The following is a 16,167-nucleotide window of genomic DNA, read 5'->3' as shown; positions in this document are numbered from 1 at the left end:
GAAATCATAGAGGTGGAAAAATGGGAAGACAATATATAGTATTCACAAGTGAATACGGAAGTGGCGCGCGTTTAATTGCTAGACAGTTAGCAGAAACATTAGACATTCCATTTTATGGCGAGGTAGATTTATTAAATGAAACTGCTAAATACCTTGAAATTGACACACAGGTTCTACATAACTTTGATCAATATGGTGAAGTAGCGGAAATAGATATAGAAAAAATCATTGATGGCTATCAGACGGTCATTTTAAATATCGTGCATAAAGGGCCATGTATACTAATGGAAAGAGGCGCAGATTATATATTAAAAGATGCAGTTTCATTCTTAAATGTATATGTTTACGCACCTGATATTGCTAAGAAAATTGAACGAGCAGTTAAAATTGCAGGCCAAAGTGAAGAAAACGCAAAAGCATTTATTCAACAACAAGAGCAATCACGTGCAGCGTTTTATCAACAATATACAGATATCACAAGAGCTGAATTAAGTGAATATGACTTATGTCTGAATTCAGATACTTTGACTGGTAATGCGCTAGATATGTCAATTTGTGTCGATATTATAAAGAGTGCTTTACAGTAACTTTAAAATTTACCGTTTATGATACTTAATTCTTCAATAGGTATAACCCAAAATATATGATTGGTTAGAATAATTGTTTCCAGCGTATTATATGGAAAAGAAAATTGAATTGAGGCATCATCAGTAATCACTCGCTAAATGCAAGATGCTGATGATGCCTTATCTTTAACATAGTTATCATTTACGAATTGATTATATTTTAGAATACACGATTTTGCTCGATTTCTACAAAAACTATGATATATCGTTTAGATTGTTTATGACTGAAATCATATCATCTTGAATCACTAAATCTGCATCGTTATCGTAAGGTGTAGGGTCTCTATTAATAATGATTAAGTTTTTGCCATCAAAATTTGAAATAAGACCAGCGGCAGGCTGAACGACAAGCGAAGAACCTAAGACTACTAAAGTGTCTGCCGCTTTAATCTTGTGTAGCGCATCAAAGATAGTGTCTTGATTTAGCGTTTCTCCGTAAAGCACGATGTCGGGTCTAATGATACTGCCACACATTTCACATTGATGTAATTGTTTATCAATGACATAGGGTTTTGTATATTTTTGATCGCATTGCAGACAATAAAATCGATTTAATGTGCCATGTAGTTCATCCGTTTGGGTACTGCCAGCATCCGAATGTAAGCCATCAATATTCTGTGTAATAACACCTAGTGATTGATGATCTCTTTCAAGTTGAGCAATCCATTGATGTACGACATTCGGTTCTTTATCAGCAAATAGTAAATACTGATGACAAAAACGAATAAAACCTTCTGGCTCATTTTTAAAATAATCTTCACTTAATAGGTACTCTGGGGAGTAACCATTTTTTGAAATTTCATCATATAAACCGCCAATAGAACGAAAGTCAGGGATGCCACTTGCCACAGATATACCTGCACCTGTGAAAAACGTGATTTTATCAGCATTATCTATAATACCCCTTAATTGTTCAATTTTCTGATTCATGTCTATCACTCCATTAGAATAGTAACGTCTGACCGAATTTTGCAAATCCTTTGATTACACTTACGTCAATTTTTGAAAATATAAATATATCTTAGTTTTTATATTGTAGTATTTGTACCAGGCCCCACAGGTATACCTAATAGATACCAAATGATAAATAAAATTGTCCATAAAACTAAAATAACAATTGAATACGGTAGCATAACGGATACCACAGTACCAATGCCGTTATGTTTATTGTATTTTTCAGCTACAGAAACGATATAAGGGAAAAACGGCATTAATGGTGAAATGATATTCGTAGCCGAATCACCAATACGATAGGCGACTTGAGTTACTTCTGGAGTAACACCTAACTGCATAAACATTGGTATAAAAATCGGTGCCATTAAAGCCCATTTTGCAGAATCAGCAGCCATCAGTATATTGATCATTGTGGTCATCAATATTAATATAATTAACGCTGTTAACCCATTAACATGCAAGGATTTTAATAATTCAGCGCCATTTACAGATAGCACTGTGCCAATATTTGTATATTCAAATAAAGCTACAAATTGAGCAGCAAAAAAGATTAAGACAATAAACTCAGACATAGTTGTTAACGAATCACTCATTAATCTAACAGCATCTTTATCGTTTTTAATCTTGTGATCAATGATGCCATAAACAATACCTGGTATTAAAAAGATCAGCATCATAGAAAATATAATACTATGTATAAACGGAGAGTCTATAAAATTCCCGTTGTCACCTCTTAAAATACCGTTGGATGGCACAACCATCAACCCTATTATAACAAGCACAATTGCTAATGAGATATTTGCCCATTTGAAAGCTTTGTTATTAATTTCATTAAACGTTGTATGTTTAGGTGAATCGTATTTCCCTAAACTAGGTTCGACTATTTTATCAGTAATGAATGTACCAATGATAACGATTAAAAAAGTAGATACAAACATAAAAAACCAATTGTCCGTAGCATTGACAATATAATTTGGATTTATAATTTGTGCTGCTTCTGTTGTCATACCACTTAAAATGGGGTCATTAGTACCTAAAAATAGGTTAGCAGAATACCCACCAGCAACCCCACTAAAAGCAGCTGCCAAACCAGCGATAGGGTGTCTATTAAATGATAAGAAGACCAAGGCCCCGAGTGGTACTAAAACAACATACCCTACTGAAGCGGCTATATTTGATAATATACCTAGTAATACAATCGTAGGCGTAATGAGCGATTTTGGGGCATTAGCTACAGATTTTTGGATAAATGCACCAAGGTAACCGGTTTTTTCTGCTACGCCAACACCTAACATGGCAACTAGCACGGGGCCAAGCGCAACAAACGAGGTGAAATTCTCAACGACATTCGTAAATACATGAGAAATACCAGAGGAAGTAAGTAGACTAATAACATGAATGGTTTGGTTTTCTACTTTATTGTTGTCTGGATTGATACCTTTAAAATCAACCGTTATATCTAAGGTGTATAAAATATGTGACAAAATAAATAAGATAACAGTAAAAATTAAAAATATAGTTACAGGATGAGGGAGTTTGTTACCTAAGTATTCAATTTTACTTAAATAATGAGTAACTTTATTATTTTTCATAAAACCACTTCTTTCCCGATAGTTATACTAATGATTTTAAACCAAAAGCTAAGAATTTCAATCACTTTTGTTAGTACAATTTAGGTTAAACCGATCTTATTAAAATATTTAATCACCTAAATGAATCGGTCCGCCTGGCCCTACAGGTATACCGAGTAAATACCAAATGATCATAAAGATAGTCCAAATGAGCCCGCCAATAATACTATATGGTAATAAATTTGCAATTAAGGTACCGAGTGCAATTTTCTTATTATATTTACGTGCGACAGTTAATAAGAAGGGAAGGTACGGAATCATAGGCGTAATCGGATTGGTGATCGAATCACCAATTCTATAAACCATTTGGGTAAATGCAGGATGAAAACCTAAAGTTGCAAACATTGGGATGAATATCGGCGCCAAGATGCCCCATTTGGCGGAAGCACTACCCATAAAAATATTGATTGTTGCTGTAAGTAGAATTAATCCAATAATTAAGGTGACACCGCTTTGGTGTTGTAGTAATTTAGCGCCATTAATCGCAATAACTTGACCGATATGACTCCAATCAAAGAAAGCCAATAATTGTGCGGCAAAGAAAATAACAATAATGAAACTACTCATATCAGACATACTTTGTGTCAGTATTTTACCTAATGATTTACTATTTTGTATTTTTCCGCTTTTAATTCCATAAATAATACCAGGAATAGCAAAAGTAATTAAGAGTATCACACCAAAGCCGTTCATTAAAGGTGAGTCTACGAGCAATTGTCCAGTTTCATTATTTCTTAAAAAGCTATGTTTAGGTATGGCTATAACAACGATACATACCAACCATAACACTAACATCCAGTTCGACCATAACAGTGCTTTACCCTCTTGCGTAGTAAATGTTTTCTTATCTACGCTAACGTCTGTATCTTTATCTATACTTAAATTTTGAAAACGGGGTATGGTCACTTTTTTCGCTAAGATATAGATAATTGGGACTAATAAAAAAGTCGATATAGACATAAAGAACCAATTCATTGCTACATTAATTGATATATCGCCCTCAAATAATTTTAGTGCAGATTGTGTAAATGAAAATGATAACGCATCGTCTAGGCCTATGATTAAATTTGCCCCATAACCTACTTCAACTGCAGCATAACTCATAATTAATCCAGAAATTGGATGATAGCCTAGTTTAATAAAAATCATTGCCGTAAGCATTGGCATAATCATAGGCGCAGCGCCACCTGCAGCGTTGCCTAAAATAGATATTAAAATTAAAAATGGTAATACAAGTTTATGTGGCGTCTTATCGACAACACTATGTAATAAATGTTCAAAATACCCAGTCTTTTCAGCAAGTCCCATACCAATCATAACAACTAAGACCATACCTAAGGCTGGAAAGGTTACGAAGTTGTTTATGGTTTCTGTTAATATTTTCGTTAGACCTTCCCAATTTAGCAAATTGACCACATGAATTGTTTTATTATTTGTTGGTTGTGTGGCTTGGACATTAAATAAAGATAAAACCCAAGATAAACCAAGCACAATGAGACATAACAAGAAGAAAAGCATACTAGGGTCAGGTAATTTATTACCTGCACGCTCAACTCTAGTTAGAATATTAATAGATATTCGTTTCATCATATCATTTTAAACCTCCCATAAAAATTAAATTAAGATATTATTATAACAGATAAAATTCAGAATTATTTGATTTTTTAAACGTTAAATACATCATATATTAAAGTTAAAAACTATTGTTTATGAAACAATGACATCTCTAGCGTTAATTATTGTTTGTTAAGTAAAATAACGAGTCAGAAAGCTAAGCACAATAATAAATGTTTTATATGGGATATAAAGACAAATTAAAAGTAAATACATTTTAAATAATGATTTTTATAAAGTGATTCAGCAGTTAGATTAAATAGTATTATTAAAAAATATATTAAGTTATGAAAGCCTACTTAATACAGTCCTCAAAAATATATAATATTGCACAAAAAAATTTAAAAATTTTGAAAATAATATCTACACATTATTTCTTATAATAAGTTATGATGAAATGTAGATTTATTAAAGTGAGTATCAAATGTTAATTATTTTGATAATCAGAAATAAGCAAAAGTTCATCTATTAAGATGAACTTTTTGTTTTAAAATTACGTACTTTTATTGAAAGGTAATATATTCATTAAAATGCGTATTGCAGATGGTTTTATAATAAGGAGGGGAAGGCATGCAAGATGAAAATGATCTATATAAAATGATCGTAGAAAAAAGAGATAGTAAGTGTCTAGAAATTCTATACGATCGTTACGAGTCAGTATTATTTAATTTGGCTTACAAAATTACACAAGATAAGCAATCTAGTGAAGAAATTTTACAAGATATTTTCATGAAAATTTGGCATCAAAAAGCAATTTTTAAACCAGAAAGGGGCAAGTTATCAACTTGGCTTATTACGTTATGTCGTAATGGAGCGATTGATATTGTTAGAAAAAGAAAGGTCGTAGAAAGCCAATTTGATGAAACATTTCAAGGTATCCAAACGAGTAGTTTACCTGAATATGATTTATTAGATAAGGAATGTTCTGAGGAAATACAGAAAATGCTCTCATATTTGAACAAAGACCAACAGAAGATTATATCCTTATTTTATTACAAGGGGTTGAGCCAACAAGAAATTGCAGATAAATTAAAAATGCCTTTAGGTACTGTGAAAAGTAGACTGAGATTATCAATACAACATTTAAATAACTATATTAAAAAGTTTTTGAGAAGGGAGAGTGAAGAAAATGAAAGATAACAAAGTTGATAAAATATATGAATATTTCAATGATAAGTTAAGTGAAAGTGAAAAAGCGCAAGTTGAACAAGAATTGAATATGTCATCTGAAAGCAAAGAAACTTTAGATAGTATTAATGTTCTTCATCAAACTCTTCCTTACAGTAATAAAGAAGTTGACCCTCCGACGGGTATGAAACAAAGAATCTTAGAGTCAGTTTTAAACGAAGAAAATGGTGCTGATACAAATTCAGAAGTTGAAAAACAACAGGATAAAGAGGATGATAACCATTTAACTGCTGCACAATCATATAAAGGTGGTATGGGCGATTCAAGCGAAACACATCAATATAAAAAGCCAACGACATCACCTAAACAAAACGATGATAAAAAACCTAAAATACCTTTGTTCCGACGGATTTCTGTAGGCATTATGGCGGCATTATTATTATTATCTTTGATAGGAAATGGTGTTCAATACTTTAAACAAAAGGAATCGCAAAACCAATCTACTCCAATGATTAATACGAATGACGCTCAATCCATCAATTTGAAATCTATGGATGAAGATAAGACACAAGGTCAAGCTTACGTATCCAGTAATAAAACACATAGTAAATTAATGGTTGAAGCCAACGACATTGAAGCTACAAAAGGTAATGAAGTCTATCAAGTTTGGGTAATCAAAGATAATAAACCTTATCCTGCAGGCACATTTGCAACGAAGAATGATAAAGGTATGGTTGTATTTGATTTAAGCGATATGGATGTAGATGAGAATGACACGATTGCACTTACGTTAGAACCTTCACCAAATAATAATGAGCCTAAGGGACAAATGATTATGGCGAGTAATAAAATTTAATAAAATAAAATTTTAAAAATTTCTCAAAGGATCACAAATTGATGTGATCCTTTTTGCGTTTTTCTACGTATATTTTGTAATTACTTTTTTTATAAAAATGCTAAACGTTTTAATTAATTTAGCAAATTATTAAATAAGGTGGGGGAGAACAATGAAAATAACTATTAAAGAAGTTTTATTAAGTATTGGAAAAAACGCATCAAAAACTTCTGAAAGTGTAAAGTTAGATACCAACAAAGTTTGTAAAAAGATCACTTCAATGTATCAAGATATAGACCCAGAAACTATTTTTATATTAAAAGACTCAAAGAATGCAACTTATTATATGCAACAAGCTTACGAAATGAAGCCTCTATTTATAATTACAGATGCACACTCGTCTAAACTTAAACATTTTGAATTGAATATACCTATCGTTTATGTCGATGATTTCCCTAAAGTTGCTAATAACTTGGTAAAATTATTTTATAATCCAGCTATAAAAGGGATGAAATTTATTGCTGTCACAGGGACTAATGGTAAGACTACGACGAGCCACATGATTGGTAATTTACTAACACAACTTGGCGAAAAAGTTGCTATTATCGGAACAATGGGCGTGTATGATTGTTATTATCATAAACTTAATTTCAATCATACAACGCAGACCACACCGATGTATTTTGAAATGGCTGAGATCATAAATTATTTTTATAATAAAAACTATGATTATATTGTTTACGAAGCTACATCTATAGCATTAGACCAAAGACGGACAGATTTTATTCAAAATGATTTAGCAGTTTTTACGAATTTTAGCCCTGAACATTTAGAATATCATGGTAGTATAAGCAATTATTTAAATGCCAAATTAAGATTAGATGACTTGAGCTTATCCAATTTAGTTAATTTAGATACAAAATCATATCACCGTGTTGTAAAAGACCAGTTCCATTTTTCAAGTCATCCATCGGCCTATTATCATTATCATATGGAGAATGATTTAATTAATATCGTTATTAATCAAAAACAATATACAGTTAAACCACGTTTTCAAGGGGGACATAACTACATTAATTTGGCTGCAAGTATATTTGCTTTGCATAAATTGAATTTCGATATTCAAAAGATAGTTGAAGCTGCAATGGTAATTGAATCGCCGTTACATCGCTTTCAAATTATTAAAATAAATAATTATGTGATTATTTTAGATTTTGCGCATACTTCTTTAGCAATCAAAGAATCGATTAACAATGCTTTGAAATATAGTGAAAGTATAGAAAGAAATTTGAATGTTATGGTTACAGGTATTGGGCTTAGAGGGCTCGATAAAGTAGAAAGAACGATATCAAATGTGCCTGATGGTATTAATAAATTAATGCTTGCTGCTGAACAAGTAGGGTATGTAGAGCCTAAAACAATTATTAATATGATGGTTAAACATTTACCTTCAAGTTATAAGGTGAATGATGTTTTAAAAGGTGTTTCTCGAAAAGAAGGGATAAAAGAACTTTTATACGCAACAGATAAGGAAAAAGAAATTATTTTACTTACAGGCATTAATGAGCCGCAAAATTATAAAGGTAAAAAATATGAGCATGATGATGAGCAGTATATTAAAACATTATTATAGAGGTAAAGTATAAATGGTTTATTTTTAAAAAGGAGTATTATGTTTAAAAGAGGCTGAGGCAAACGATGTTTCAGCCTTTAACATTGTATTGGCAGATGGTGGCTAAAATGGAAATGTAAAGTCCTCAACAGTCTTAGCGTTCGTATGCTTTATTCCTAGTGGGAGAACGAAGCCATTTTATAAAAATACGATTTCTGTTCCGCTTCCTTTTATGCTTGCTTAATGTGATGTTATGAAAACGGTATACTTTTTAAAATATAATTAAAAAGCACCCTAAAAGTGGATTTATTAAATCCAACTTTTAGGGTGCATATTAACTAAGATTCGTTAAATTAGCTAATCATCACTTTCATCAGATAGCCTTGGTCGTCAAAGAAAGCTTTGTACATACCATTGTTTGTTTCATAAGCCATATATGAACCATTATCTGTTTTGCCTTCATCAGTCATGTGGTTAGACATATGTGCTTTTTTGAACATGTCTTTACTTACTGTATTCGGTTTTGTATCAAAAGTAATGTGAACGACTTGGCCGTCTTTATTCATATCTACCATTGTACTATCAACTTTTTTACTAGAATCAACCGTTTTATCAGATGCGGCTGTATTAACTTTATAACCATCAATCATCACGTTGTCGTATTTTAGTGCTCTTACAAAGTTATAGTCTTGAGTAAATTGGCCATCATAAGTTGTATAGCCATTATAGTTGTAATAAGGCATCATAGTTTCTTGAGCCATATGATCCATGCCCATGTCGTTTTGATTCATGTTACCGTTCATATCATGGTTCATGCCCATGTCGTTTTGATTCATGTTACCGTTCATATCATGATCCATGCCTATATCGTTTTGATTCATGTTACCGTTCATGTCATGATTCATGCCCATATCGTTTTGATTCATGTTACCGTTCATATCATGATCCATGCCCATATCGTTTTGATTCATGTTACCGTTCATATCATGATCCATGCCCATATCGTTTTGATTCATGTTACCGTTCATGTCATGGTTCATGCCCATATCGTTTTGATTCATGTTACCGTTCATGTCATGGTTCATGCCCATGTCGTTTTGGTTCATGTTACCGTTCATGTCATGGTTCATGCCCATATCGTTTTGATTCATATTACCGTTCATGTCATGGTTCATGTTCATGTCGTTTTGATTCATATCGGCCTGCATATCTTGGTTCATGTTCATACCTTCGTTCGCTTGCGCTGTACTACTTGCACCTAACAATAAACCTGTAGCTATTGCTGATGATGAAAATAATAATAATTTATTATTCATAAACTTTCGCCCCTTTTTATATTTAATGATCAATTTCGAATCGCCTGAAAACAAGTAACAAATTAACGTATTATCACATTCACTTTGTACGTAAGGCCCCCTTTTTATGCTATTCACTAATATATACGTATGTTTAACGTGATAAGTTCACTTTTTTATAAAAAAATTTCGTTAAATTAAAACATGGCTTTAGTGTGACCTTCTTTGAATTAAAGTCGTGAATCATAATGCTATCAATACTATTTTAATAACTCATTACTAAAAAATTGGTAATCACGAAGCCTGCTTCACCCTGTAATCCATCTTTATTTAATGAAAAAGCAATGATAACACAAGGATGAATATGTACACTTAATACAAAAAAGAACGTAGCTTGATTAGAGAAACAATTATATTAATAGGAGATTTTTATAGCATAACCAAATGTATTAACAAAATAAGCAGACATATCTAAGTGTGAATATACATTAATAATTTAATTTGACACACGAAACAATATTTTGTAGATTATAAATAATATGAAATATTGTTTTAAAGAGGTGATGGTTATTAGAAATACTTTAATATTATTGGAATCATCGTTAACGAATTTGAATCCATCGGAATATAGGGTGGCGCAATATGTTATAGATCACCCGCATGAAACAATCAATAGTTCAATACAACATCTAGCAAACCTAACAAACGTCAGTGAAGCGACGATTGTTAGGTTATCTAAAAAAATTAAATGTAAGGGTTTTCAAGATTTGAAAATGAAAATTGCAATGGAACTTAATAACGCCAACGAAAGAGGCCCTGATTATGATGAATTAAACATGAACTATTCAAAAGAAAGTGTGATTAATAGCAGTTCTCAAAGTAACATTAAATCTATAAAAAATACTGCTCAAATTTTATCACCTGAGGAACTAGAGCAAGCAATATTAATATTAAATAAAGCTAGGAAAATTTGTGTTTTTGGTATTGGAGCTTCATCTATTATCGCAGAAGATTTGAAACAGAAGTTAACACGTATTGATAAATGGTGCGAGGTTGGTAAGAGCTACGATGAACAAGCGACATTGAGTGCTAATTTAACGAATGAAGATGTTGTCATTGCTATTTCGAACACGGGGCAAACAGAAGATATGATACAGTCTCTGTCATTAGCTCGTGACAAAGGCTCGCAAATTATTTCTATAACTAAATATAGTAAGAATTACATAGCTGATTTAGCAAATATTAATTTGTTTTTTAGCTCTGTAGAAAAGCCAGTGAGGAGTTCAGCTATGAGTTCACGCATCGCAACGTTAAATGTTATAGATATTTTATTTATATCATTAGCTAGTAGAAATTATGAAAGGTATACGAAGTTGTTAGAGAACACACGACAAGCAGTTAAAGTTAAAAAAAGAAAATATTAGAGGAGTGTATTGATATGAAAGTATTAATGGTTTGTTCAGGTGGTATGTCTAGTTCTATGATTGTTGACGCTGTAAAGAAAGAAGCAGAAAAAGAAAATTTTAATTTAGAAATTAAAGCAGTTGGAACGGAAACATTTGAAAATCAAATAATTGACTATGATTTAGGTTTAGTAGCGCCTCAAGTGAGACATCGATTAGATAAATTCAAAGAGGTGGGAGCAGCGGCAAATAAACCTGTAGATGTCATAGATCCAATGGGATATACGCCAATAGGGGCGCCTAAGATTTTAAAGCAAATACAAACGTATGCATAAGCGCTAAGCTAAATAAGTGAACAAAGGGTGTATGTTATGCAGAAATTTTTGAAATGGATTGAAAAAGTATTGATGCCACCCATGGCTAAAGCATCCGAACAGAGACATTTGACCTCTATTCGCGATGGTATTATTGCAACACTACCTTTAATTATTGTTGGTTCATTTTTTACTTTATTTGCATCGCCACCGATACCTGCTTTGGAAAAATTAGTAGAACCACATGCTGAAAAAATAATGATAGCCAATAGGATGACGTTAGGATTAATGGCAGTTTATGCTGCGTTTTCAATGGGGTATAGTCTGGCGAAATCCTATAAAATGGATGGGCAGGCAGGCGGCTTACTTTCACTTGCCACATTTCTAATGATGACTTTACCGGTTAATTTGGATGATAAATTACCTCAAAGGGATGCAATGGGTTACGTGTTACCTATGGCTGACTTAGGTGGATCCGGGTTGTTTGTAGCGATTATATCAATGATATTTGCTGTTGAAATGATGCGTTTAGTAGTGAAATCAGGTTTTACAATTAAAATGCCAGACCAAGTACCGGGATCAGTTGCACGTTCTTTTGAATCTTTGGTACCTGCGATAGTGATTATCGTTATATCTTGGTTTGTAAGAGTCATATTAAATATAGATTTAAATGCGATTATTAATAAAATTTTTGAACCATTAGGCAATTTTGCGGGTGACAGTTTATTAGGCGCTTTAATCCCAGTATTCTTCATAGTGCTTTTATGGTCAGCTGGTATACATGGCGTGGCTGTCATGGGTGCAGTATTCCAACCCATTTGGTTTTCTTTATTAGACCAAAATATCGATGCTAAAGCTGCAGGTGAGCCGTTACCACATATTATTGTTGAACCATTTTTCCAATGGTTTGTATGGATAGGCGGGGCAGGCGCAACACTTAGTTTGTGTATATTGATGATATTTTCAAAATCAGAATATTTGAAGAAGGTCGGTCGCTTCTCCATTATACCCAGCATATTTAATATTAACGAACCACTTATATTTGGTGCGCCATTAGTAATGAATCCGATTCTTGCTTTACCATTTATAGGCATTCCACTGATTTTAACAACGATTACTTATTTTGTATTTAAGTTAGGTTTGATTGCAAAGATTACAATATTAGCACCGTGGACGTTACCCGGACCTTTGGGTGCATTATTTGCCACAAACGGTGATTGGCGAGCCCTTGTGTTGGTAGTATTTAACCTTATAGTAGCAGTTATCATTTATTATCCATTCTTCAAAATGTATGAACGTAAAATGATAGAACAAGAACAAGGTAACATAAACGATCCGTTAAACGATGATTAAATGAGATGGGGGATTAGATGAGCGAGCAAAATGAACAATCTATATTCGAAATCATTTCACATGGTGGAAATGCAAGAAGCTTAGCATATGAAGCGCTTGATGCGGCAACAGAATTTAATTTTGAACAAGCCAACCAATTTATGGAACAAGCGAAGCAAGAAATGAGTAAAGCACATAATATACAAACAGAGCTTATACAATCTGAAATAAATGGTGACAAAGTAGAAACATCGTTATTAATGATTCATGCTCAAGATCACTTGATGACAGCCATTAGTGAGAAAAATTTAATTGAAAAAATGATTGTTTTATATAAAAAATTAGAAGAGAAGTGTTGATATGATACGATTTGTTTATATTATATTATTGTTTTTTCTTGTATTTTGCTGCTACAAAATAGCTCATTTTATAGTAAACAAATTCAATTTTAATAGATGGGTATTACTTGTAGCGATTCCATTTATCATTGTTGTCCCAGTATTGATATTTGAAAAGATTAATATATTAGGGTGGGGCGCTATGTTGTTTTTATTAATATTTGCAAGTATTCTCTTTTTTGAAAAATCACGTGTACTTATTGATAAACGACAAATGAGAGGCATTTTGTATAAATCAGATAAGGAGTAAATGTATATGCATAAATTAGGAATATCAGTTTATCCGACACAATCTTGTTTAGAAGAAATGATTCATTATATTGAATTAAGTGCGAAATATGGGTTTAAACGTGTATTCACAAATTTATTATCAGTAAAAAATGATGATGAAGCGGTATTTCAAAAGTTTAAATCAGTTGTTAGAGTTGCTACAGAAAACAATATGATAGTTATTGCAGATATTAATCATAAAGTGTTTAAAGATTTGAATTTAACGCTTAAAGATTTATCCTTTTTTAAATCATTAGGTGTATCAGGCATACGCGTGGACGCTGGGTTTTCAGCCCAAGAAATAGCACAAATGAGTTATAACCAAGAGCATATGTTTGTAGAATTAAATATCAGTGTGAGCGCAACTTTTATTGAAGATGTCTTAAGTTATAAACCCAATTTGAACCAACTTATAGGTTGCCATAACTTTTATCCTCAAACATACACTGGTTTATCTTACAACCGTTTGATAACTACGAGTGAGTCTTATAAAAAAAATGCTATTAAAACTGCAGCTTTTGTGACTTCACAAGAAGGAAAGATAGGGCCGTGGAAGATTATGGAAGGTTTGCCTACTTTAGAAAGCCATAGAAATTTACTTACAACAGTACAAGCCAAGCATTTATTAATGACAAATGTAATAGATGATTTATTGATTGGTAACGCATTTGCTTCTGAATCAGAATTGCGAGCGCTCTCAGAAATTAATTTGACTATGCCTAGCTTTGATGTTTATTTGAGTAATGATATTACGTCATTAGATAGAAAAGTCATCGAAAAAGAATTTCATTTTAACCGAGGGGATGTATCAGACTACGTGATACGTTCAACTATGAGTCGTGTGCATTATAAAAATGAAGATTTCCCTCCAAATAGTACAAACCAAATTGTTAAAGGAGATATTATGATTTGTAATGACGCATACGGGCATTACAAAGGTGAAATGCAAATCGCATTACAAGATATGGTAAACAAAGGTTATAAAAATGTCATAGGCCATGTTAGAAAAGAAGAGCATTTTTTATTAGATTTACTTGAACCTTGGCAACCATTTGAATTAAAAGTAATATCTTAAAAACCATGTCATTGAATTACGAACGATGTCACAAAAGGATACAGAGCAGTTGCCTGTTTAAAGCTTACCGATTATATTACGAATTGTTAAAAGGAAAGCAACAAAGTATGATTTAAAAAATAGGAAACGTATTTACTGCAGGAGAGAGGTTAGTCTACCCACCATTGAAGCAAAGGATTGGGAGCTACGGTACTCGCCAATCCTTTTTAGTATAACAAATCATCTTAGGTTTTTATTTGTATAATGGCTATTGAGGGCATTCATAGGGGTTAAAGTCGAGTGGCATAGGGGCAGCGAATCCTAGCATCACAAAGTCTTCGTCGCCTGTATTGGTCATACCATGGGCATCGCCTGGAAATGATACAAATATATCACCTGCTTGGATGGTTTTTTGATTATTATTGTTTGTGAAAAATGTACCTTTGCCTTGGAGAACAATCCAAACATCATCTGCATCTTTGTGTGTGTGACAAGGCAATGTTTGACCTGGTTTTAGACACCAAACAGCACCGGCTGAATGTGTTGATTCATAGAATATTGTTTTTTTCGCTGCTTCATCAGAAAAATGTTGTAAATCATTAATTTTAAAAAAACGGTTAGATGTGTGTAACATAGCTTTCACTCCTGTCAGTTCACAATATAATTGGGTGTTTCACCGCTAAGTTGTTTCACTACGTTTGTCGCTGCAATATCAGCCATCATATCTCTTGCTTCAAAAGTTGCATTACCAATGTGTGGTGTAATGACTACATTTTTCATTGATTTAAGCGCTTCTGTTATTTGTGGTTCGAATTCAAATACATCCAGTGCAGCACCTTCAATCACGCCTTCTTTAAGTGCTTTGACTAATTCGGCCTCATAAACAATTGGCCCTCTAGATGCATTGATTAAGTATGAAGTTGGTTTCATTTTTTGAATCGCTTGGTAATCAATCATATGCTTTAATTGTTCATTATACGAACAATTTATAGTTACAAAATCTGAACGTTCTAAAAGTGCATCGAGTGTGACGTATTCAGCATTTAATTCAGCTTCTTTATCTTTATAGCGATTTGGCCCTGTGTAAAGCACACTCATATCAAACCCTTTAGCACGTCTTGCAACTGCCGTACCGATTTCTCCTAAGCCGATAATACCAATCGTTTTACCTGATACTTCACGTCCTCTAAAGAATAAAGGGGACCAACCATTGAATCCTTCGTTACGGCAAAGTTGATCGCCTTCAGGAATACGGCGAGCAACAGCCAATAAAACGCCCATCGTTAAATCTGCTGTTGCATTTGTGGAAGCAATCGGTGTATTCGTAACATCAATATGGCGTTCACGGGCAGCTTGGATGTCAATGTTATTAAAACCAGCACCATAGTTAGCTATGATTTTTAGTTTTGGCGCCGATTCAATGACTTTTCGGCTCACGTTAGTAGACAATAAAGTGATTAATGCATCTGCATCTTGAACTTTTTGAATTAATAATGCTTCAGAAATTAACGTTTTACCTGTGTACATATCAACCTCAAAATGTTTTTCAAGTTGACTAAGTCCCATTTCAGGGATTGCGCCTGCGATAAAAACCTTTTTCATAAAAATCGTCTCCTTTTATTATGTGAAAATATTCACAATATTTATCTTAAGTGTAGCATCTATCTAGTGATTAGGTATGTCTAAAATGATGAACTCAAA

The 16,167-nt window shown here is 32.8% G+C and carries 16 protein-coding genes; 10 read left to right on the top strand and 6 right to left on the bottom strand.

What is annotated here, in order from left to right; translation table 11 throughout:
• Positions 1-20: 20 nt before the first annotated feature.
• Complete coding sequence (locus IEU88_RS10470; RefSeq protein WP_103372719.1) at positions 21-587, top strand: cytidylate kinase-like family protein; 567 nt, start codon at positions 21-23, stop codon at positions 585-587.
• A 234-nt stretch (positions 588-821) separates the two neighbouring features.
• Here IEU88_RS10470 and IEU88_RS10465 read toward each other — a convergent pair whose 3' ends face one another.
• The 3 genes from IEU88_RS10465 to IEU88_RS10455 form a co-directional block, all read right to left on the bottom strand.
• Positions 822-1,556 (bottom strand): NAD-dependent protein deacylase, encoded by a 735-nt coding sequence (locus IEU88_RS10465; protein WP_096808114.1) that lies wholly within the window; start codon positions 1,554-1,556, stop codon positions 822-824.
• Between the two features lie 98 nt (positions 1,557-1,654).
• Positions 1,655-3,172, bottom strand: coding sequence for an AbgT family transporter (locus IEU88_RS10460; RefSeq protein WP_103372720.1), 1,518 nt, complete (start codon positions 3,170-3,172; stop codon positions 1,655-1,657).
• A gap of 108 nt (positions 3,173-3,280) precedes the next feature.
• Positions 3,281-4,801 carry an AbgT family transporter gene (locus tag IEU88_RS10455; RefSeq protein ID WP_103372721.1) on the bottom strand — a complete coding sequence of 507 codons (1,521 nt, stop codon included), beginning with the start codon at positions 4,799-4,801 and terminating at the stop codon, positions 3,281-3,283.
• A 594-nt stretch (positions 4,802-5,395) separates the two neighbouring features.
• On the opposite strand from IEU88_RS10455, the gene IEU88_RS10450 reads away from it, so the two are divergent.
• The 3 genes from IEU88_RS10450 (at position 5,396) to IEU88_RS10440 (ending at position 8,421) form a co-directional block, all read left to right on the top strand.
• A complete protein-coding gene (locus tag IEU88_RS10450) occupies positions 5,396-5,965 on the top strand; it encodes an RNA polymerase sigma factor (protein ID WP_103373279.1) in 570 nt (189 codons plus the stop codon).
• Positions 5,955-6,809, top strand: a complete 855-nt coding sequence (locus tag IEU88_RS10445; RefSeq protein WP_103373280.1) for an anti-sigma factor — start codon at positions 5,955-5,957, stop codon at positions 6,807-6,809. The genes IEU88_RS10450 and IEU88_RS10445 overlap by 11 nt, the downstream gene beginning before the upstream one ends.
• Before the next feature lie 151 nt (positions 6,810-6,960).
• Positions 6,961-8,421 (top strand): Mur ligase family protein, encoded by a 1,461-nt coding sequence (locus tag IEU88_RS10440; protein WP_103373281.1) that lies wholly within the window; start codon positions 6,961-6,963, stop codon positions 8,419-8,421.
• Positions 8,422-8,753: 332 nt separating this feature from the next.
• Here IEU88_RS10440 and isaB read toward each other — a convergent pair whose 3' ends face one another.
• A complete protein-coding gene (gene isaB, locus IEU88_RS10435; RefSeq protein ID WP_115359549.1) occupies positions 8,754-9,716 on the bottom strand; it encodes an immunodominant staphylococcal antigen IsaB family protein in 963 nt (320 codons plus the stop codon).
• 518 nt (positions 9,717-10,234) lie between these two features.
• On the opposite strand from isaB, the gene IEU88_RS10430 reads away from it, so the two are divergent.
• The 6 genes from IEU88_RS10430 to IEU88_RS10405 are packed head-to-tail and all read left to right on the top strand — an operon-like array spanning position 10,235 to position 14,487.
• Complete coding sequence (locus tag IEU88_RS10430; RefSeq protein ID WP_255312511.1) at positions 10,235-11,119, top strand: MurR/RpiR family transcriptional regulator; 885 nt, start codon at positions 10,235-10,237, stop codon at positions 11,117-11,119.
• Positions 11,120-11,133: 14 nt separating this feature from the next.
• A complete protein-coding gene (locus tag IEU88_RS10425; protein ID WP_096808122.1) occupies positions 11,134-11,433 on the top strand; it encodes a PTS sugar transporter subunit IIB in 300 nt (99 codons plus the stop codon).
• Positions 11,434-11,469: 36 nt separating this feature from the next.
• On the top strand, positions 11,470-12,765 hold the full coding sequence (locus tag IEU88_RS10420; RefSeq protein WP_103373284.1) for a PTS sugar transporter subunit IIC: 1,296 nt from the start codon (positions 11,470-11,472) through the stop codon (positions 12,763-12,765).
• A 17-nt stretch (positions 12,766-12,782) separates the two neighbouring features.
• Entirely contained in the window at positions 12,783-13,103 is a 321-nt protein-coding gene (locus IEU88_RS10415) for a PTS lactose/cellobiose transporter subunit IIA (RefSeq protein WP_096808124.1), read from the top strand.
• Between the two features lies 1 nt (position 13,104).
• Positions 13,105-13,392: a hypothetical protein gene (locus IEU88_RS10410; protein WP_096808125.1), complete on the top strand. Its 288-nt coding sequence runs from the start codon at positions 13,105-13,107 to the stop codon at positions 13,390-13,392.
• Positions 13,393-13,398: 6 nt separating this feature from the next.
• Complete coding sequence (locus tag IEU88_RS10405; RefSeq protein WP_103373285.1) at positions 13,399-14,487, top strand: DUF871 domain-containing protein; 1,089 nt, start codon at positions 13,399-13,401, stop codon at positions 14,485-14,487.
• 247 nt (positions 14,488-14,734) lie between these two features.
• On the opposite strand, the gene IEU88_RS10400 is transcribed toward IEU88_RS10405, so the two are convergent.
• Both IEU88_RS10400 and IEU88_RS10395 read right to left on the bottom strand, forming a co-directional pair.
• Positions 14,735-15,100, bottom strand: a complete 366-nt coding sequence (locus IEU88_RS10400; RefSeq protein ID WP_103373286.1) for a cupin domain-containing protein — start codon at positions 15,098-15,100, stop codon at positions 14,735-14,737.
• A gap of 14 nt (positions 15,101-15,114) precedes the next feature.
• Positions 15,115-16,068, bottom strand: a complete 954-nt coding sequence (locus tag IEU88_RS10395; RefSeq protein WP_103373287.1) for an NAD(P)-dependent oxidoreductase — start codon at positions 16,066-16,068, stop codon at positions 15,115-15,117.
• Between the last annotated feature and the right edge of the window lie 99 nt (positions 16,069-16,167).

Origin of the sequence: Staphylococcus nepalensis (assembly GCF_014635045.1) — a bacterium.
GTDB lineage: Bacteria > Bacillota > Bacilli > Staphylococcales > Staphylococcaceae > Staphylococcus > Staphylococcus nepalensis.
This window is presented reverse-complemented; position numbering and strand designations above follow the sequence as displayed.